A 19,138-nucleotide genomic window follows, 5' to 3' on the forward strand; every position below is an offset into this window, starting at 1 on the left:
CTCCTGATTTAATTATTGTGCTCGCGCCCATCGGCTGCGTCGTTCAAAGCACGGAATCCCTGGTTAGAATACGTCATCTCATTACTATCATTTTCAGCAGAAAGGCCGTCGCGAATTTTCAGGGCAAACTCATCTCCATTACCTAGCCTGATCCTGTATTCATCGGTTCCTTTTTCACATTCGAAATGCGCCCGCCCATGCGCGTCAGTCAGGCCAATCTTCATCTCAACCCCATTTTTGTACAAAACGTATGGTGTGTTGGCATAGGCTTCGCCTAGTGCGGAATGCGACTGGAGAAGGATGCTGATGCTTTCCCGATGGGAATCTTCCAATTTCTCCTCAGCTTTAGCCTGTCGCGGCATTGACTGCAAGTTATTTTTTGGTCCAAAAGTTTCCAAATTGCAGTGAAATAGTGTCGGGGAAGGAGAGAATACCTGCACTGTGTCGCTAATCTCGATTAGCGAATTAGAGCCGTGCAAACGGATACCTTTCTTGCCATGTAGTTCAATCCAATCCGAATCGCTGATGAACCGTAGAACTTTTTGCGCCAGAATCTCCATTTCGTCGCTATCTGCTCTAATTTCTACTTTTCCCGAAGCCGCGACCAATTTCATCCCCATTTTTTGAACTAGCATTAACATTCCCTGCCGTACGCTGGCAAATAATCCCCCTTGTGCTGCAATTGAGACATTCGCTCCAGAAGTTATCGCTAGCTGTTCACCGCTGGCGATGTGTACCGACTGCGCAGCCGTAGCGACAACGCCAGCGGTACTGGACAACACAATGTCAGGTGCAGTCAGTTCCGGAAGATCGCTACCAGTGCCTTCGATGGCATCATTCTGAATTCCCAAGACTGTTGCCACATCCATCTGTACATTCCCACCTGTCGGAGCATAGTGGTGCGCAAACCTTGCCAGCGCCTCATGATGCTCGTGTGCCTTCTTCAAAAGCTTCGTGGTTTCATTCATAGACTTAACTGCGCCGACGGCCTGTGGCCGCGATTCAGTCGTCAGTAGAAAACCTTCAGCTGCACGCACCACACCATGGCCATCTGAACGTAATTCAAATCCCTCACCACGCTTTTCTTTATGGCCTCCGTTACTCTCCAGCCGATGTATCTGCCCCAGCGACAGCTGGCTATGCAAGTGATCACTCCGCAACTGCGCCTGGATTTCTCCCTTTGTATCGTCCAGAACGAGCTGGTTCCCGCGTATTCCTTCAAGCTCACGCGAGCGCAACCCGGAGAGCGCCCGTTGGCTCGACAGCTCCCAGGGCACGGCGTGCTCGGCGTTGTAGACGACACCCGTAACAATCGGCCTGTCGGTGTTCTCGCCGAGGAACTGCACGACAACTTCCTGCCCCACCCGCGGTAGCCCGATCTGGCCGAACTGTTTGCCGGCCATCGGCATCGCCACCCTCACCCACGCCGAGCTGTTCTCATTGCGTTTGCCCTGGCGGTCCCAGTGGAACTGGATCGTTACGCGGCCGTGTCCGTCAGTGTGGATCTCTTCGCCCTGCGGGCCGGTAACGATGGCCGTCTGCAGCCCGGGTGCCGGTGGTGGCTCGCTATGGAAATGCCGCCCCGGCCGCCATGGAATGGTCTTGCGCAGGCAGGTGAATTCATTGTTGTAGTACGACGGCTCGCGCTTCGCGGAATTGAGGTTGTTCCCCGCCGAATGGCGGACGGCGACGATCAGGTATTCGCGTTTGCCGATCGGTTCGCTGATCATCGCCTTCCGGAAAGGCCACGGCATGGAACCGCTGTGGTGATCCGCCAGCACGAAGCTGCGGCCGGGCATTGCGCAACGGTCGTTACCGGCCGTCTCGAAGGTCTGCGCCATCTGGTCCGCTTCTTCCATCCGGCGCTTGGCCAGGAGCTCGCCATCCTGCCAGTCACGGTAGCCGTAGGCGCCCAGGTTTTCGTAGACGTCATACGGCGGTGCGTCGCCCTGCCGGTTCATCGATTCGGACATCACCGCCTGCGGCATCGGTTTTTTGAAATCGAAACTGCCTAACGCCATTGTGGCGGAGCCGACGCGGCGCACCGCCTGCCACTGGTGAATGCCATCGCCCTCGGCCGAACCGGCGAAGGAACGGTAAGGAATCGTGCCCGGTTCCACTTCGCGCGTGCCGCATGCATCGATGGAATCGGCGATCGTGCTGTCGTCCGACAGCCATAGGGTGTGTCCGTCGCCACGATGTTCGTACCAGTAATGCAGGCCCGCTGCTTCCCAACGGCGGTGCAGGTGGTTGTAGTCGGTTTCGTTGTATTGGTTCATGCAGGTGACTTTCGGATCCTCCCCCCGCATGCGCAGCTTCCAGTCATGCTGCTTGTAATGCGCGAAGGTCATTTCCGTCATCTCCAGCACGCTGCGGGCAAGGAACGAAACGCAGTCCTTGCGCAGCTTCGCGAACGCCAGCCATGGCTCCAGCACGGCGTGGTAGTAGACGAATCCGCCGTCCGTCTTCACATAACGGAACTCGGTGATGTAGCCGTTGAAATGCCGCTCGGTACCGTTATCGCGTACCAGCGAGACCGTCATCATCTTGCCGATCAGCGATTTCAGCGGGATCGATACGTCATCGGACAATAATTCCACTTCAAAGCGAAAACCGCTCGACAGTTCTTCCTGAGCGTTGAACGTGTTGACGATGAGCGCGGCGTCGGGTCCATCCCCGTTCGGGAATTGCGAACGCAACAGCCTGCCCGTCTGCTGCAGGCGATCCAGCGAGGCAAAGCTCGGTTGCGGCACGTTCATTGGATGTCTCCGTAGAGTTTGGGTTGCAACAGGTAGCGGATTTCACGCTGGCGGCTTTTGCCTGGTGCGTCGGCGATAAACGTGTCCCACCCCAGCCGGCATCCCTCGCCCGGCTTGGCGGTCAGGACCAGGGGCCGGATACAGTCGGGGCCGGGAAGCAGGCAAATCTCGTACTCGACCAGTATCTCGGGCATTGCAAGTGCAAGCAGCCTGGACAGCACGCGCGAGCCCTCCCGGCGCGGAAGCAGCCAGTTGTACTGCGCGCGGCCCAGCGGTCCGATGACGATGCGCACCCGCTGGTCGATCCGCCACTGCCGCCGGCCCAATGTGGCGCCGGTACCGAGCTTCGGATTCTCCGTGCCCAGCGTACTGCGCCGCGAGGGATGCAGTGTTTGCCAGCATCCGACCATCGATTCGACTTGTACAGGCAGACCCAGCTCTCCTGCCAGGATGCACTCCAGGGTGGCCGCAGATGCGGGGCGTGTCCGAAGAAGCCCCGCATACCATGCATCCGTGTCGTCGTCGGACTCATCCCTGCCGCCAATTGCCTGCAACCGTCCGCGCCAGCCGTCACGGCCTTGTATGTCGAGCGAAACCTCCGGCCGGTTCAACGCCCATGCCTTCCAGAACAACGCCACCATGCGCGTCGACAGGAAGTCCAGGAACGCGCGTGCACCGGGTTCCCCTGCTGCGGCCGCATGGGCGCAGCGATCGGTGTCGTGCAACGGCAGCGTGCCGGCAGCTCCGAGCAGGCCGAAGCAGGTCGGTGTCATCACGATGCGAGGAATAGCTACCGTTTCTTCCGAATGATCATCCGTACGCAGCGCCTCGATCTCACTGGCGGGAAATGCCATCGACATGCTGTTCTCGAAGCGCAGTGCTTTTGTCAGCGCCTCGTCACCGGGCACGCCGCGCCGCGCGCACCAGCGCAGCAGCAGCGTTACTGCGGGCAGTAACCCGAAACGCCAGGGTTCGGCGAGCAGCCGCGAAATTACGCCGCCTTTCACGCCAGGCTCGCGTTGCCGCTGCGACGTTTGCATCTCAGGATCTCCCGTTGGTCACGCTGCGACAGCAGCACCAGTTCGACGTAGTTATTGACTTGCACATACAGCGCGAGGAAGTGGTCCATTACTTGCGCGAACAGGTGGATGCCGCTGCCGACAAATGCTTCTTCATCCACGGTGATGTGCACTTCGAGGCCTTTCACCAGCGACGAGCCGCGCGTGTGCTTGATCCACGCCGTGGTGATCGTGTGGTCGAGATTGACGATACCGTTGATCATCCGGGTCGTCACCGGGGAGGCGGGCAGGTCGTGCAGCAAGAGCACGTCCTTGAATTTCTGCAGCCCGCCGGGCACCAGCGCATGGTGATTCAGTGTCAAGTGCGAGATCAGCCGCCAGTGGTTCTGCCCTGCGGCGAACCGGAGCGGCAGGCTGGGCTTGGTCAGCAGACGTGCCATCAGGCCGCCTGTTGCGCCCGGCACTAACAGGTCGCCGGCGGACGTCCCGTAGGGCAACTGGTGCGGGAGTTCGCGGTTGGTGCATGTCACGTCGATCGACAGCGTGCTGCGCTCCACCTCCAGCGCCGCGGCATTGATATCTACCAGCGTCATCCGTTTTTCATGTCCCGGGCTGATCACGGCCAGCACGTCGTCGTGACGCAGCACCCAATGCCGGCCGCCTCCTGCCCCGCCGTGCCCACGTGCATACAGCGGGGTGTATTCCACCGTTTCCGCGTTGCTTACCTGCTGGCGCACGGCTTCGACCGAATACACCTCGTAGGCTTGCGGCCGCGGGCCGTCGGCAACCAGAGAATATTCCGATGCCATGCCGGTAACGGCGACTGGCCTGGCCGGCTGCCTGAAAAGATTGACGACCGTCGTGCAGAACAGGCGCAGGTTCGACGGCTGCAGCGTGCGCAGCATGCGGGCAGTATTGCTGTCCGGTGCCATGCGCGACAGTGCAAGATGGAGCGTCACGCTTTGGCTATCTGGTGGCACGAATGCGCGCAGCGCCGCCAGGTCGATGTCGAAGAAGCGGAACTTGTCGGGAAAGCAGAAGTATTCAGTCAGGATGCGCCACGCACGGTGCGAACGGTCGCCGAATGGAATCAGCGCATCGTCATCCGCGCAGCCAGCCGGAGCCAGCGGCACTGCCGGCAACGGCAGCCACTTGCCGCCCAGTCCTTCGACAAACGCCCCGCTTACATGCATGAACAGCGTATCGTGCAGCGCGGCGCAGAACGACGGATCGCCATCGGCCAGTACACGCAGCGTATCGAGCAGTACTTGAGGCAATGTAAGCCGGGACGACACGGAAGCGATCGTGATCGACAGCGATGCTGTCGCATCCGCAGCCAGCCTGGTGCCGGAAGGTGCCCGAATCAGCGGCTCGAATTTCGCCGACGTGATTGCCAGGGGCGCCAGCGTAACGTCTGTCGCCATGCAGAACTTGCATCGAGTGCCTTGTACGGGCTGTGTCTCGAGCAGCGTCACGCGCTCGATTACCCGCACGCCGGACATCTCCTGCAGCCCCTTGTCGGGCAGGCCGAAATGGATGACCGCGCACGACGGAAATGGACGCAGGTAGTGCGGGAACAGCGATCCCAGCAGCGCCTCGGTGAATTGTGGAAAGCCATCGTCGACCCGCTTCATGATACGGGCCGCCAGCAACGCGAGGGCCTGGATCAAGCGCTCGACATGGGAATCGCCATCGCCAATGCGCAGCCTGTCAGCCACACGGGGGAACCTGGCGGCGAACTCGGCGGCGTAGGCGCGCAATACCACCAGTTCGCGTTCGAAATACGGGAGCAAGTCTTTCATGATCGGTGCCGTAGTGTCGGGAAAGCTCATTATCGTGAGCTTTCCAAACGGCAATTTGAGTCAGATCAATAGAATGCTACCGAGAAACAATCATGCTTGCTTCATTCATTCCTGGAAGGAGAACCATGAGCATTCATTCGAAAGTACTGTGGGGCGAAGGCCTCACCATCGGGCCGCAGCAAATGCAGCGGCTGGACCTGTACCACGAGACCCGGCTGCAGCAGTTGGTCCTGACCATCAGTCCCAGCCTGTGGGGGGTACGCAAGGCGGAATGGAACGAGGATATGCTCGCCAATAACATGCTAACGGCCGAGGCATTGTCGTTGCTGTTCCAGGACGGCGAGATTTACGATGCGCCGATTTCCGACCCGGCACCGCCGTCCGTCAATCTTTCGACGCTCGATGCCGAGGAGCAGGTATTCACGTTCTACGCGGCGCTGCCGCTGTTGAACCACCATGGAGGAAACCTTGAAAGTTCCGGCCGCTACAGGATGAAGGATGTCGAGACCGCCGACCTGTTCACCAGCGAGCTGTCGCTCGGTGTCGATTACCTGACGAAGAATGTGACGCTCGTGCCGCACACCGAGGCGCGCACCGCGTACCTCTCCTTCCCCGTCATCCGCATCAAGCGCTCCCCCACCGGCGGCTTCGAACTCGACCCCATCTTCATCCCGCCCTCCGTCACGCTGGCCACGGCCGCAGGCCTGCCCGGCATGCTCGATGCCCTGCTGGCCAAGCTCAATGCCAAGATCGCGGCGCTGTACGAGCGCCATCGCCAGAATGGCCGCCAGGCGTTCGAGGTCCATACGGGCGACGCGTCGTCGTTCTGGATGCTCAACGTGATCTGCACGGCGGCGGCGCCGCTCACGCATTGCGCGCGCTATCGCCAGCACCATCCCGAGTACGTGTTCGACAAGCTGATGGCGCTAGCCGGCGGCCTGATGACGTTCTCGCCGAAGTACACGCTGGCCGACCTGCCGTCGTACCAGCACGACGATCCGGGCCCTGCATTCCAGAGGCTGGACGACATGATCCGCGACCTGATCGACACGGTGATCTCGTCGCGCTACTTCACGCTGCCGCTGACGAACGATCCGGCGCGCACCTCGCTGCATTACGGCGTGCTGGATCCGGCGCGCGTGGAGCGCCGCACCGAACTGTGCCTGGCGGTCAGCGCGGACATGCCGGCACTGGAACTGGTGGCCGCCGTGCCGCTGCGCTTCAAGATCGGTTCGCCGGACGACGTGGATCGCCTGATCAGCAGTGCGATGCCGGGCGTGGAACTGGTGCACATGGCGCAGGTGCCCGGCGAGGTGCCGGTGCGGCCGAACACGTATTACTTCTCGCTCACCGCGAAAGGCACCCTGTATGACAACATGCTGAAGGCGCAGACGATCGCGATCTATGCGCCGTCGGGCATGAAGGGCATGCGGATGGAGCTGTTCGGCATCGCGCCGTAGGCGCGGCGGGTGCTACGGCAGGCCGAGCGCGTTGCGGATCGCGCGATCGACGACGGGCCAGGCGGGCGAACCGGCCGCCACTTCGTCGTAGTGGCCAGCGCCCGGCAGTACGATCACCTCGGCCGCGTCGCCGGCGGCGCGGGCGCGGCGCGCATAGTCCTCGCCGGCCGAGGGCGGCGCCACGGCATCGAGTTCGCCGTGGATCAGAACCGTGCGGATGCCGGCCGGCAGCATCTCGGCCGGCGACGTGTCGGCAAACACGTCGGGCCGGCCCGCGCTCGGCACGCCGGCCAGCTGCGCCGTCTCGCGGTCGCAGCTGGCGCGGATCAATGCGGCGCCGTTGCGCAGGTCGGCCAGCCCGCCCAGGCTGATCACCGTGGGAATGCGCAGCGGATCGGCCACCCATGCCGGGCTCCATTGCGGCAGCCTGTGGCGCGAGGCGGCCCACTGGGCCAGGTGGCCGCCGGCCGAGTGGCCGACGGCGACGATGCGTTGCAGGTCGAGTCGCGGGTCGTGCTTCGATTCGTCGCGCAGCAGGTCGACCGCGGTGGCCACATCGCGGTACATGCCGGGATAGCCGCCGCCTTCCTCATCGTGCCTGCGGTATTCCACGTTCCATACGGCGATGCCCTGCGCGGCCAGCGCGCCGGCGATATTGCGCATCTGCGTGATGCCGCCGTACTGCACGGTCCAGCAGCCGCCGTGGATCAGCACCACGACGGGGAACGGCCCGTCCCCCTTTGGCCGGAACAGCTCCACGAACTGGGAAGGCGCGTTGCCGTAGGCGATGCGCCGCTCCGGCGGCGGGCCGTCCAGCGCCTGGTAATCCTGCAGCGTCATGGGGGCGGCGCCGGCGGTGCCGATCGTGGCGGCGGCGAGCAGCGAGTGGCGGAGGATCCTGAACATGGCGGCCAATGAAAGACGGGACAAGGCGCAGTATAGCGCCCTGCCCCATCGCGTTGCGTTCGATCAGAACTTGAAGCTGGCGCGCGCGTAGTAGTAGCCGCCGTTGATGCCGAACGGCGAGAACGACGGGTATTTCGTCACGCCCGCGTTGTCCAGGTTCGCGCGGTACACGGCCATCAGTTCGCTGTTCACCTCGTCCGGATACTCGTTGAACAGGTTGTTGGCCCCGGCCGACAGCGTCCAGTTCGGGTTCAGCTTGTAGCTCACTTCAAGATCGGTGATCGCCGTGAAGCCGATCTCGTTCTTGTAGTAGGTGCCGCCGTTCGGCGATTCCCACGTGAAGGCCTTGCCGTACAGCGCCTCGCGCAGGTTGACCGTCCAGGCACCCGAGCGCCACAGTGCGCCGAGGTTGACGCGGGTCTTCGGCGACGCGGTCTCCAGGTTCGAGATCGCCGTGCGGTCCAGCAGCGTTTGCGGCTGCAGCTGGGTTGGCGCCTGGTTGATCTTCGTTACCCGTACCTGGTTCCAGTTGGCCGCCAGCGACCAGTCCACCCGGCCGTACTGGCCGTAGTTGCTGTTCAGCGTGGCCACCAGCTCCAGCCCGCGCGAGCGGGTGTTGACGGCGTTGGTGAAGATGTTGATGCCCGTCTCGCTGACCGTCGGGTCGAGGATGTTGCCGTTGGCGAGGATCGCCGAGACCACGGCCGGCGAGTTGACGGCGCCGCCGGAACCGTAGACCGAACCCGAACCCACGATGCGGTCGCGGATCTTGATCTGGTAGGCGTCCAGCGTGACGGAGACGTTGTTCGCCGGGTTCAGCACGATGCCGGCCGACAGGTTGGTCGACGCTTCCGGCTTCAGACCGTCGATGCCGACCAGCTTCGCGCCGGCCGAATTCGGCGCCAGCTGCACGAAGGCGCTGGTGGGGCCGACGTTGGTGGCCGAGTAGTACGATTCGGCCAGCGTCGGTGCGCGGAAACCGTTCGAGAACGTGCCGCGCAGCGCGACGGTCGGCGTGAAGTCGTAGCGGCTGGTCAGCTTGCCCACCTTGGCGTTGCCGAAGTCGCTGAAGTGTTCATAGCGCGCCGCCAGGTCGACCGTCAGGCCGGCGATCGGGAACGTGATGAAGTTCGCGTAGATCGCCTTGTTGTTGCGGTCATGCTTGCCGGCGTCCGTCAGCGAGAAGCCGGGGTACGACTGCGAGCCTTCCTTGTAGCGCGAGAACTCGTCGCCAGCCTGGATCTCGTACTCGTCCACGCGGTGCTCGAGGCCCATCGCGAACGTCGACGGCTTGGCCCAGCCCATCTCGATCTCGCGGGAGACGTCGAAGTTGTTGGTCCACTGGCTGGCGATGAAGGTACCGGCATGGAACACGGTGGGCGTGAAGCCGGTGTCGTTGTACAGCGAAACGTTGGCCGAATCCACCACGCCGATTTCCGCCTTGTCGCGGCCGTACGTGCTCGAAACTTCCCAGTTCCATGCGCCGCCGAACTTGCCGCGCGCGCCGGCCGTGATCGCGTAGTCGGTTTCCTTCATCGTTTCCTTCGGGCTGAAGCCCAGCGGATAGACGGCCGGCAGCCGGTTCGGCATGCGGTAGTTCTCGTAGGCCCGCGCTTCCTTCTTGCCCCAGGTGGCGAAGGCATACAGCGACGTGTCGTCGTCGATGTCGTAGCCCGCGTTGGCCGCCAGCGTGTTCAGGTGGTACTGGGCATCGCCGGCGATCTTGTTCAGGTGCGGGTAGCCGGGGATCTGCAGCAGCGGCATGCTGGCGATGTTCTGCGGCGCCGTCACGCGCGGGTCGATGTTGCCGCGGTCGCTGTAGCCGTGGTAGCGCGATTCGCCGGTGAGACTGAGGAAGCCCTTGTCGGTCAGGCGGAAGCCGATGTTCGCCGTGCCGTCGCCCGTGTGGCCGCCGCCGTCGACATAGGCGCCGCCGTTGACGTTGCCGGACAGGCCCTGGTTGTTCGATTTCAGGATGATGTTGACCACGCCGGCGATGGCGTCGGTGCCGTACTGGGCGGCGGCACCATCCTGCAGCACTTCGATGTGGTCGATCGCGGCCACCGGGATGTAGTTCAGGTCGGCCGCCGCGCCGCCCTGGTACGGGCCGCCCAGCACGGCCAGGTTGGCGGTGCCGTGGCGGCGCTTGCCGTTCACCAGCACCAGCGTGTTGTTCGGCGACAGGCCGCGCAGCCGGGCCGACAGCGTGAGGTTGGCCGTGTCGCCGCCGAAGGCCTGTGCGGTGAACGACGGGATGTTCTGGGCGATCGCCTGGATCAGGTCCGGCTGGCCGGTGCGCTGCAGCGAGGCCGCGTCCAGCACCTGGATCGGCGAGGCGCTGTTTTCCGCTTTCAGGCCGCTGGCGCGGGTGCCGGTCACGATCACGGCCCCCATCGAAACTGGTGCGCCGGCGGCGCCGGCCATGTTTTCCGCTTGCGGTTCGGGCTCCGGTGCGCCGACCGGATCGGCGGCGAACGATAATCCGGTGTGCAGCAGCATGGCGGCGGCGCCCGACTTGATGATGGCCTTGTGCATTGTGATTCCTTTTCTTGTAGTGAAGATGGAAAACTGGATGCAGCGAAAAACGGACGAAAAAGGGTCCCCCTGCCGGCATGCGCGCCGGCAGTTTCCCCGGACCTCTCAGTCCTTGCAGCGTTGCGGGTTTATTTCTTGGCGGCGACCACCTCGATCTCGACCAGCCAGCCGGTGGAGTTCAACCCGGCCACCTGCATCACGGCGCGCGCCGGCAGGTTCGGCTGCGTGCCGCCGAAGAACTGCGTGTAGCCTTCCATGAAGCCCTTGGTGTCCGCGCGGCCGCCCTTCGACGGATCGCCCACGAGGAACACCTGCATCTTGACCACGTCGCCCATCGTCAGGTTCATGCCCTTCAGGATCTCCTCGATCTTCTTCAGCACGCCCACGGTCTGCGTTTTCGTATCGCCGTAGGCGGCGATCGAGTCCGGGCTGGCGGCCTTGTCGATCATCGGCGGCACCTGGCCGCTGATGAAGTGGATCGTGGCGCTGGCCGGCAGCGTGACGGCCTGCGCGATCGGGAAATCCGAGCCGGGAATCTTGTGGCGCACGATTTCCTGCGCGCTGGCCGAAGTGGTGGCGACGGCGGCGGCCATCAACAGGGCGGCGGCGATGTGCTGTTTCATGAAGCCTCTCTTTCAGTGTTTGTTGGACAGTTGTCCGGCCGAGAAAACCTCGGCCGAAATTTCGGTGCGCAGTGCGGAGACATCGCCTTCGGCAATGGCGGGCGACTGGTTGCCCCAGCTGGAGCGCGCATAGGTCAGCACGGCGGCGATGTCGCCATCGTTCAGGCTCTGCGAAAAGTCCGGCATGCCGCCGCGCCCTTTCAACAGCACGGTGGCCGGTTCCCTGGCCGGCCCCTGCACCAGCGAATTGCCGGCCAGCGCGGGAAACGCGCCCGGAATGCCCTTGCCGCTGGCCTGGTGGCAGGCCGCGCAATTCTTCTGGTAGACGGCCTTGCCGTCGGCGGCCGCCGCGTGCAGCGGCGTGGCGGCCACGAAGCCGACCAATGCCATCAAGGCTGAAACATGGTGCGTCATGCCATCGCCCTTTCATGGATGCGCGCCATCTGCTGCCATGCCGATTCGATCGCGCCGGCCTGCCAGCCCGTCAGGTAGGACAGGTGTTCGCCGGCCAGCAGCACGCGGCCTTCGCCTTCGAGCAGCGTCGGGTAGGCGTTCTTGCGGCTGTCGTCGTTCCACTCGGCCCAGCCGCCCAGGTTGTACTGCACGCGGTGCCAGGCGACCGAAAAGGCGTTGTCGAACGAATCGCGGTAGGCGGGGAAGATCTTTTCGCCGGCGGCCAGCGCGAACTCGGCACGCTCGGCCGGGCTCAGGCCGCTCACTTCGATCGCCGCGCTCTGGTAGTTGTAGTAGCCGAGGATCACTCCCTTCTTCTTTTGCCAGCTCGTCGACGGCAGAGAGATCGTGTTGATGCCTTTCATGTCGGTCAGCACGTGGCCGCCGTAGATGTGTTCATCCTCTTCCCAGAAGCGGCGCTTCATCTGCAGGCCGATCTTGCCCACCGGCGCATAGGCCACCGACTTGATCGCGGCCTTGAAGGCGTCCGAGAAATCGGTATCGACCATGCGCAGCGTGGACAGCGGCATCGTGCACAGGCAGAAATCGGCCGTGACGGTGCTTTCCTTGCCGCTCTTCGTATCCTTGAAGGCGATCGTCACGCTGTTCTCGCCGTGGCTGATCTTTTGCACTTCCGCGTTGTAGCGGATGTGGCGGCCCACGCGCTTTTCGAATGCCTTGGCGATCGAATCCATGCCGTTCACCGGCTGGAACATCGTGTTCTGCATCGGGTAATCCTGCACCGCGCTGTAGATCTTGCCCACGCCGGAGGCGAGCAGGTCGTGGAAGGCCAGCGGATCGGAGAACGAACCCGGTCCCGGGTTCATGCCGGCACCGGGATTGACGGCGAAGCCGCGGCCGCTGCGGCCCTTGTAGCTGAGGTCGCCCGCTTCCAGGTGGCCCTCGTGCTTCAGGTAGTCGAGCAGCGCTCGCTGGTCGTCGCCGGTCAGCTGCTTGTCGAGGCCGTTGCCCTGCACCGTCTTGGCCAGCAGCTCGGCCACGTGGCCGCGCAGGTCGGCCTTGATCTGCGCCGGGCGCAGCCGCTGGTTCGACAGCGGGCCGCCATTCTCTAGGTAGACGAACGAATGGTCGTTATCGTTGACCATCACTTCCAGCGGCACGTCGAACTGGCGCGTGTAGTGCAGCGTGGACTGGTGGTGCAGCGGAATGCGCCACGGCCCGTGGTTGATGTACTGCCCTTTTTCAAACGCGCAGCGCTGCGTTTCGCCGCCCAGCTCCGTGAGCTCGAAACCGTTGCGCGCGGTCTGGCAGCGGCCGCCGGCAAAGCCGCGCGCTTCCAGCACCTGCACGCGGTAGCCCAGCTTGGCCATCTCGTAAGCGGCCGTCATGCCGGCCAGGCCGGCGCCGAGGATCACCACCGACTTGCCCTTGCCGCTGCCGCTCAGCGCCGGCGGGCCGGACATCGTCGACCCGATGCCCATGCCCCAGGCATTCATCGCGTTCAGCAGCAGCCCGGTCCCGCCCACCGCGGCGGCACGGTACAGGAAATCGCGCCGCGTTACCGCTTTCATCAATCCACTCGTCATCGCAGCCCCTTGTGTTGGTGAACTTGCTTGCACATAGGTATCTAGCAATCGGTGTGCCACGGCTTGTCCGGAAAGCACTCTTTTCGGCGAGGCGAATGAAGTCGTTTCGGCCACGGCGCCTGGCGTGGCATGGCGGCGCGTGCCGCGGAGGGCGGGCCGACATGGGCGTCACACTTTGTTCGATGGGTGCGAAAGCGCGACAGTCCGTTCGGCGCCGGGCCATGCACCAGCACGACGCAGCGGGGCCATCGCGCATTCCTTGATGTAGCGCAGCAAATGTCCTGGGGCCAGGCCCCAGGTCAAAGACTGTGCAAGATCAAAGAATGGCCTGGGGTCAGACGCCAGGTCAAAGTCTGTGCAAGATCAAAGATGTCCACCGGGCGGAAGCCGGGCTGTCCGGCGCCAGGCCAAAAAAAAGCGCGCCGGGTGGCGCGCTGAAAATACGACGAGGTTGAAAAAAGGTCAGCCGACGAACCCGGCGATGATGCGTTCGAAGCTGGGGTACTGGCCGGCCGCCTGCGGGCGGCGGACCGGCGCTTCGGGCTGCGGGAAGGGGCGCGCCGTGGCGGTGCTGCGCTGGCAGGCATGGAAACGCATCGGCGCGGCCGGGTCGGGCAGGTAGACGCCATCGCCGATGATCCCGTCGTGCTCGCCATTGTCGTCGCATGCCACGCGCACCACCCAGCGGCCGCGCTGGCGCGCCCGTTCGAACCAGCGCTCTTCCACCGCCTTGGCGCAGGTGTACAGCTGGCCGTTGACGCTGATGCCCTCCTCGGTCACCAGCGCATCCTGCAGCGGCAGCAGCGCGCAGCGCACCAGGTCTTCGGCGTATTGCTTCAGAGCGGTGCCGCGCTCGCGCATGCCCCAGTCCCACAGTTGCAATGGCGCCGGGCCCTTGCCGTCGCCCTGCAGGTTGTGCTCGAGGATGGCGTCGATGACGAGGCGGCGGAACTGGCCGATGTCGAGCGCGCCATCGAGCGCACCCAGTTCGGGCGCGGTGGAGGACGGCAGCGCGGGCGCGTCGGCGCGCAGCAGGCCGAAACGGCGCTCCAGCGCGGTTCGCGCCGGCACCTCGGCCGGAATGCCCGTCACGCAGCGTATGCCGAAATTGTCCTGCAATGCGCGGCCGCCGTCGCCGCCGGCCAGCGCGCCGGGCACCAGCAGCCGGTCGGGCAGGTGGCGGCAGGGCCAGTCCTGCGCGGCGATCGCGCGGCCGTGCCGCAGCGCGAGGCGCGGCTTGTCCGCCGCGCAGTTGGCGAGCGCCGTCAGCGCATGCTGCCAGGCGGGTGCCTCCAGGCTCACGTGAAAGCCCGTGACCATGCCGGAAAACATGTCGCTGACGAGGTAGACGACGGGCCGGCCGGCCAGCCGGCGGCGGTCGCCGCCGGCCAGCAGCTGCACGTCCGCGCGCACGGCGGCCACCTGGAAGGCGGCACCCGGCCGCCCTTCCGCATCCACCAGCGCATGCGGCGCCAGGGGCAGAGGGCGCGGTGCCGGGCGCAGGATGCGTCCCTGGTCGAGCCAGTAGCTGAACTGGCCGAAGCTCGGCACGGCATCGCTGGCGGCGGCGCGCACCACGTGCATCGTGTCGGGCACGACGCGGCGTTCGCAGAAGAATTCGCGCAGCATCGCTTCATACGCGCCGCGGCGCGAAAAACGCGTGCCGGTATAGGTGGCCGCGGCAACGCGGAACACGCGGCGCATCGGCTCGTCGACATTCACGCCCGGTGGCGCGCCTTCGCGGCGCGGCCGGCCGCGCTTGATGCCGGCGGTGGAGGCGCGTGTCTTGCCCCGCGCGCCGCTGTTCGAATAGTCCGGCAGCAGCGCGTTCGGCGTCTGCCCGCGCTGCCAGTAGCGGCGCAGGTAACGGTAGATCGTGGGGTGCGATACGCCGTGGCGTGCCGTGTAGTCGGCGATCATCTGGCCGCGCCGGCGCGATTCGTAGATGCCGGGTTCGTCGCCCGTGAGCTCGGCGACGATGGCCCAGGCCCGCTCGCGCAGCGCGAGGTGGCCCGGCTTGATCGCCTCCTGGTCCGCCACGACCAGCCAGGGATCGTCCGCCAGGCGGCGCGCGCGGCCCGAAGCCAGGTCGGCTTCCAGTTCCGGCAGCCGCGCCGGCTCCACGTCGCAGCCCTTGCCGTCCATGTCGAACAGCCAGGCCATCGTGCGCGCCGGGTCGATCCACAGCACCCGCATCGTGCGGCGCCGTGGCGCGCCATATTGAAGTAAGTCGTTTCGCAGTAACATCCGCCCTCCTCGGTGGAGAGTAATAATGCAGATGTCTATGCAAGTATCGGGCCAGCCTCTGCCGAGGTCATTGGGCCCTGAAACACCCTTCGGCGGGCGCGATGGGCATTATCGTGGTGCAGGCACGGCACCGTGTCCGTGCACCAATCTTACTAATGGCTTACAGGGCGTGTCCATAATGAACATGGGCCGCCCATGCGGGCGGCCCATCCGTGTCGGCGCCTGGCCGGTGCCCGCTTGGCGCTTGGCGCTTGGCGCTTGGCGCTTAGCGCTTAGCGCTTGGCCTTCGCCTTGCCGGCGACCGGCTTCTTCGGCGGCGTGTGCTTGCCGGACTGCGGCGGCATCGCATCGGCCTTGCTGATCTTCAGCTGCTGGCCGCCGACCCATACCTTGCCCAGGTGGCGGAAGATCTCGTCCGGCATCCCGTCCGGCATTTCCAGCACCGTGTGGTCCTCGAAGATCTCGATACGGCCGATGTAGCGCGCTTCCAGCCCGCTTTCATTGGCGATCGCGCCCACGATGTTCGACGGCGTGGCCTCGTGGTTGGTGCCCACTTCGATCCGGTAGGCGCGCATTGCCAGGCCGTCCTGCGCCTTGACGCGCTTCTTCTTCGGCGCTTCTTCCTCCACGGCGTCGGCCACCACGGCATCGAGGCCCTTGGGTTCCGCTGCCCTGGATTCCGCTGCCTTCGGTGCCGCGGCCCTCGGTGCCGCTTCGGGCGCCGACTCCCGTGCCGGCTTCGGCGCCGCTTTCGGCGCCGCCCTGGCCGGTGCCGGCGCCGGTGCGCCCGCCACGTTCGCAGCGGGCTCGCCGTCGCGGCGAATCCGCATCGGCCGGCCCGCCACCCGCACGCCGGTCAGCGTGTCGAGCACGTCGGCCGGCAGGTCGGCCGGCATGTCGAGCACCGTGTAGTCTTCGAAGATCTCGATGCGGCCGATGAACTTGGAGTCGACGCCGCCCTCGTTGGCAATCGCGCCGACGATGTTGCCCGGCTTGACGCCGTCCTCGTAGCCCACTTCGATGCGGTACGTCGCCATGCCCGGCTCCGGTTCGCGGGCGATGCGCTCTTTCTTGGGATAGGCCGGGCGTTCCGGGCGCTCGGCACGTTCCGGGCGCTCGAACCTGTCACCGCGGTCGCCACGATCGGGGCGGGCGCCGCGCTCTTCGCGCTGGGGCGCCGCCGGGCGGCCATCCTCGTGCCAGCCTTTTTCCGATTTCTTGTCGAGCAGCAGCGGGGTGTTCCCGCGTGCCAGCTTCGCCAGCGCGGCGGCGATTTCGCTGGCCGGCACATCGTGTTCGCGCTCGTAGTCGGCAACCAGCGCCTGGAACTGCTCCAGGCCGCCTTCGGCCAGCGTTTCCGTGATCTGGTCCTTGAACTTGGCGATGCGCACGTCGTTGACGGCCTGCAGCGTCGGCAGGTCCATCGGCTTGATCGGCTGGCGCGTGGCGCGTTCGATCGTCTTGAGCAGCGTGCGTTCGCGCGGCGTGATGAACATGATCGCATCGCCGCTGCGGCCGGCGCGGCCGGTGCGGCCGATGCGGTGCGTGTAGCTTTCCGCGTCGTACGGCACATCGTAGTTCACCACGTGGCTGATGCGCTCCACGTCCAGCCCGCGCGCGGCCACGTCGGTGGCCACCAGGATATCGATCTTGCCATCCTTGAGCTGGCCGATCGTGCGTTCGCGCGCCGCCTGCTGCATGTCGCCGTTGATCGCGGCGGCGGAGAAACCGCGCGCGGCCAGGCGTTCGGCCAGTTCCTCGGTGCCGATCTTGGTGCGGCTGAAAACGATCATGCCGTCGAACGGCTCCGCTTCCAGGATGCGGGTCAGCGCGTCGAGCTTGTGCATGCCCGATACCAGCCAGTAGCGCTGGGTGATGTTCTCGGACGTGGTGGTCTTGGCGGCCACCGTGATTTCGGCCGGGTCGCGCAGGTAGGTGTTGGCGATGCGGCGGATCGCCGACGGCATCGTGGCCGAGAACAGCGCGGTCTGGCGCGATGCCGGCGTTTCCTGCAGGATGCGCTCGACGTCGTCGATGAAACCCATGCGCAGCATCTCGTCGGCCTCGTCGAGCACCAGCGTCTTCAGCTTCGACAGGTCGAGCGAACCCTTGTCCAGGTGATCGATCACGCGCCCCGGCGTGCCGACCACGACGTGCACGCCGCGCCGCAGCGCGGACAGTTGCGGGCCGTAGCTCTGGCCGCCGTAGATCGGCAGCACGTGGAAATTCGGGATATTGGCGGCATAGCGCTGGAACGCCTCGGCGACCTGGATCGCCAGTTCGCGGGTCGGTGCCAGCACCAGCGCCTGCGGCGTGACCTGGCGGATGTCGATCCGCGACAGGATCGGCAGCGCGAACGCGGCCGTCTTGCCGGTGCCGGTCTGCGCGGTGCCGAGCACGTCGCGGTTGGCCAGCAGGTGGGGAATGGTCTGCGCCTGGATCGGCGACGGGGCTTCGTAGCCCACGTCGCTCAGTACTTTCAGCAGCGGGGCGGACAGGTTCAGTTCGGAAAACAGGGAAGGTATGGCAGTCATGACGGCACTCGCGATAAATTATTGTTCGAATCGCCCAATGCGACAGGAAAGGGCATAGTTTACCCTGTCCGCGCCATGGCCGTCTCACGGATGGCGCCGCGGCCGCGTCGGCTCAGCCGTTTTTCGGCTATATTTGCCGGTTGCCGCCCTGCCCGGGCCCCGGCCCCCGGCCCGAACTTGCGCTGGAAAGCAGCAGCACGGCAGCAATCCGCCCGCCCAACACTTCGCAGGAATCATCATGTTCAAACTGTCGACTTCGTTCTTCCTGGCCCTGGCCGCCGTTACCGGCAGCGCCGTCCATGCCGCCGGCGCCGCCTACGGCCCCGAACTGCAGGGCTTCAAGTACCCGTACCCGGTGCAGCATTTCCGCTTCAATTCGCAGGGCCAGACGATGCAGATGGCCTACATGGACGTGAAACCGGCCGGCAAGGCGAACGGCCGCACGGCGGTGCTCATGCACGGCAAGAATTTCTGCGGCGCCACGTGGGAAGGCACGATCGCCGCGCTGTCGCAGGCCGGCTACCGCGTGGTGGCGCCCGACCAGGTGGGCTTCTGCGCCTCCAGCAAGCCGCCGCAGTACCAGTACAGCTTCCAGCAGCTGGCCGCCAACACGATGGAGCTTCTGAAGAAGGCCAGTATCGACAAGGTGGTGCTGGTCGGCCACTCCACGGGCGGCATGCTGGCCACCCGCTTCGCGCTGATGTATCCGCAGAACGTGTCGCACCTGGTGATGGTCAACCCGATCGGCCTGGAAGACTGGAAACAGCTCGGCGTGCCGTACCGCACCGTGGACCAGTGGTTCGAGCGCGAGCTGAAGGTGTCGGCGGAGGGCATACGCAATTATGAAAAAAGCACTTATTACATGAACCGCTGGAAGCCCGAGTACGAAAAATGGGTCGACATGCTGGCCGGCCTGAACGCCGGCCCGGGGCAGCGGCTGGTGGCGTGGAACTCGGCGCTGATCTACGACATGATCTACACCCAGCCGGTGGTGCACGAATTCCCGCAGCTGAAGGTGCCGACGATCCTGATGAACGGCGACGGCGACACCACGGCGATCGGCAGCGACATCGCCCCGCCGGAAGTAAAGGCGAAGATCGGCAACTACAAGGTGCTGGGCAAGGAAGCCGTCAAGCGCATCCCGCAGGGGCGCCTGGTCGAGTTCCCGGGCCTGGGGCATGCGCCGCAGATCGAGGATCCGGCGGGATTCCACAAGGCGCTGCTGCAGGCACTGGCGCAGTAAGCGCTCTCCG

Annotated in this window: 12 protein-coding genes; 2 read left to right on the forward strand and 10 right to left on the reverse strand. The window is 64.8% G+C overall.

Translation table 11 applies throughout. The annotated features are described in order from the left end of the window. Positions 1-8: 8 nt before the first annotated feature. Genes GJV26_RS10360 through tssF form a run of 3 tightly spaced genes read right to left on the reverse strand, consistent with a single transcriptional unit; the run spans position 9 to position 5,580 of the window. Positions 9-2,759 carry a type VI secretion system Vgr family protein gene (locus GJV26_RS10360; RefSeq protein WP_155708747.1) on the reverse strand — a complete coding sequence of 917 codons (2,751 nt, stop codon included), beginning with the start codon at positions 2,757-2,759 and terminating at the stop codon, positions 9-11. Then, positions 2,756-3,799: a type VI secretion system baseplate subunit TssG gene (tssG, locus tag GJV26_RS10365; RefSeq protein WP_155708748.1), complete on the reverse strand. Its 1,044-nt coding sequence runs from the start codon at positions 3,797-3,799 to the stop codon at positions 2,756-2,758. Before tssG ends, GJV26_RS10360 begins: the two co-directional genes overlap by 4 nt. Then, positions 3,763-5,580, reverse strand: coding sequence for a type VI secretion system baseplate subunit TssF (tssF, locus tag GJV26_RS10370; protein WP_155708749.1), 1,818 nt, complete (start codon positions 5,578-5,580; stop codon positions 3,763-3,765). Before tssF ends, tssG begins: the two co-directional genes overlap by 37 nt. A gap of 125 nt (positions 5,581-5,705) precedes the next feature. Between tssF and tssK the strand changes: the two genes are divergently transcribed. Then, positions 5,706-7,040: a type VI secretion system baseplate subunit TssK gene (gene tssK, locus GJV26_RS10375; RefSeq protein WP_155708750.1), complete on the forward strand. Its 1,335-nt coding sequence runs from the start codon at positions 5,706-5,708 to the stop codon at positions 7,038-7,040. Positions 7,041-7,052: 12 nt separating this feature from the next. Here tssK and GJV26_RS10380 read toward each other — a convergent pair whose 3' ends face one another. The 7 genes from GJV26_RS10380 to GJV26_RS10410 form a co-directional block, all read right to left on the reverse strand. After that, positions 7,053-7,946, reverse strand: coding sequence for an alpha/beta hydrolase family protein (locus tag GJV26_RS10380; RefSeq protein ID WP_229419254.1), 894 nt, complete (start codon positions 7,944-7,946; stop codon positions 7,053-7,055). Between the two features lie 63 nt (positions 7,947-8,009). Next, positions 8,010-10,481, reverse strand: a complete 2,472-nt coding sequence (locus GJV26_RS10385) for a TonB-dependent receptor plug domain-containing protein (protein ID WP_155708751.1) — start codon at positions 10,479-10,481, stop codon at positions 8,010-8,012. A gap of 128 nt (positions 10,482-10,609) precedes the next feature. Next, complete coding sequence (locus tag GJV26_RS10390) at positions 10,610-11,104, reverse strand: RidA family protein (RefSeq protein WP_155708752.1); 495 nt, start codon at positions 11,102-11,104, stop codon at positions 10,610-10,612. A 12-nt stretch (positions 11,105-11,116) separates the two neighbouring features. Continuing rightward, a complete protein-coding gene (locus GJV26_RS10395; protein ID WP_155708753.1) occupies positions 11,117-11,518 on the reverse strand; it encodes a c-type cytochrome in 402 nt (133 codons plus the stop codon). Further along, entirely contained in the window at positions 11,515-13,089 is a 1,575-nt protein-coding gene (locus tag GJV26_RS10400) for a flavin monoamine oxidase family protein (RefSeq protein WP_229419255.1), read from the reverse strand. The genes GJV26_RS10395 and GJV26_RS10400 overlap by 4 nt, the downstream gene beginning before the upstream one ends. A gap of 477 nt (positions 13,090-13,566) precedes the next feature. Next, positions 13,567-15,351, reverse strand: a complete 1,785-nt coding sequence (locus GJV26_RS10405) for a TnsB C-terminal domain-containing protein (RefSeq protein WP_155708755.1) — start codon at positions 15,349-15,351, stop codon at positions 13,567-13,569. Positions 15,352-15,623: 272 nt separating this feature from the next. After that, on the reverse strand, positions 15,624-17,885 hold the full coding sequence (locus GJV26_RS10410; protein WP_155708756.1) for a DEAD/DEAH box helicase: 2,262 nt from the start codon (positions 17,883-17,885) through the stop codon (positions 15,624-15,626). Between the two features lie 238 nt (positions 17,886-18,123). Between GJV26_RS10410 and GJV26_RS10415 the strand changes: the two genes are divergently transcribed. Continuing rightward, positions 18,124-19,128: an alpha/beta fold hydrolase gene (locus tag GJV26_RS10415; RefSeq protein ID WP_155708757.1), complete on the forward strand. Its 1,005-nt coding sequence runs from the start codon at positions 18,124-18,126 to the stop codon at positions 19,126-19,128. Positions 19,129-19,138: the final 10 nt, after the last annotated feature.

Source organism: Pseudoduganella dura (assembly GCF_009727155.1).
Taxonomy (GTDB): Bacteria; Pseudomonadota; Gammaproteobacteria; order Burkholderiales; family Burkholderiaceae_D; genus Rugamonas; species Rugamonas dura.

Coding starts and splice junctions, on each gene's coding strand:
- tssK (WP_155708750.1), top strand. CDS start 5,706: ATGAGCATTCATTCGAAAGTACTGTGGGGCGAAGGCCTCACCATCGGG.
- GJV26_RS10385 (WP_155708751.1), bottom strand. CDS start 10,481: ATGCACAAGGCCATCATCAAGTCGGGCGCCGCCGCCATGCTGCTGCAC.
- GJV26_RS10360 (WP_155708747.1), bottom strand. CDS start 2,759: ATGAACGTGCCGCAACCGAGCTTTGCCTCGCTGGATCGCCTGCAGCAG.
- GJV26_RS10410 (WP_155708756.1), bottom strand. CDS start 17,885: ATGACTGCCATACCTTCCCTGTTTTCCGAACTGAACCTGTCCGCCCCG.
- tssF (WP_155708749.1), bottom strand. CDS start 5,580: ATGAAAGACTTGCTCCCGTATTTCGAACGCGAACTGGTGGTATTGCGC.
- GJV26_RS10405 (WP_155708755.1), bottom strand. CDS start 15,351: ATGTTACTGCGAAACGACTTACTTCAATATGGCGCGCCACGGCGCCGC.
- GJV26_RS10395 (WP_155708753.1), bottom strand. CDS start 11,518: ATGACGCACCATGTTTCAGCCTTGATGGCATTGGTCGGCTTCGTGGCC.
- GJV26_RS10390 (WP_155708752.1), bottom strand. CDS start 11,104: ATGAAACAGCACATCGCCGCCGCCCTGTTGATGGCCGCCGCCGTCGCC.
- GJV26_RS10380 (WP_229419254.1), bottom strand. CDS start 7,946: ATGTTCAGGATCCTCCGCCACTCGCTGCTCGCCGCCGCCACGATCGGC.
- GJV26_RS10415 (WP_155708757.1), top strand. CDS start 18,124: ATGTTCAAACTGTCGACTTCGTTCTTCCTGGCCCTGGCCGCCGTTACC.
- GJV26_RS10400 (WP_229419255.1), bottom strand. CDS start 13,089: ATGAAAGCGGTAACGCGGCGCGATTTCCTGTACCGTGCCGCCGCGGTG.
- tssG (WP_155708748.1), bottom strand. CDS start 3,799: ATGCAAACGTCGCAGCGGCAACGCGAGCCTGGCGTGAAAGGCGGCGTA.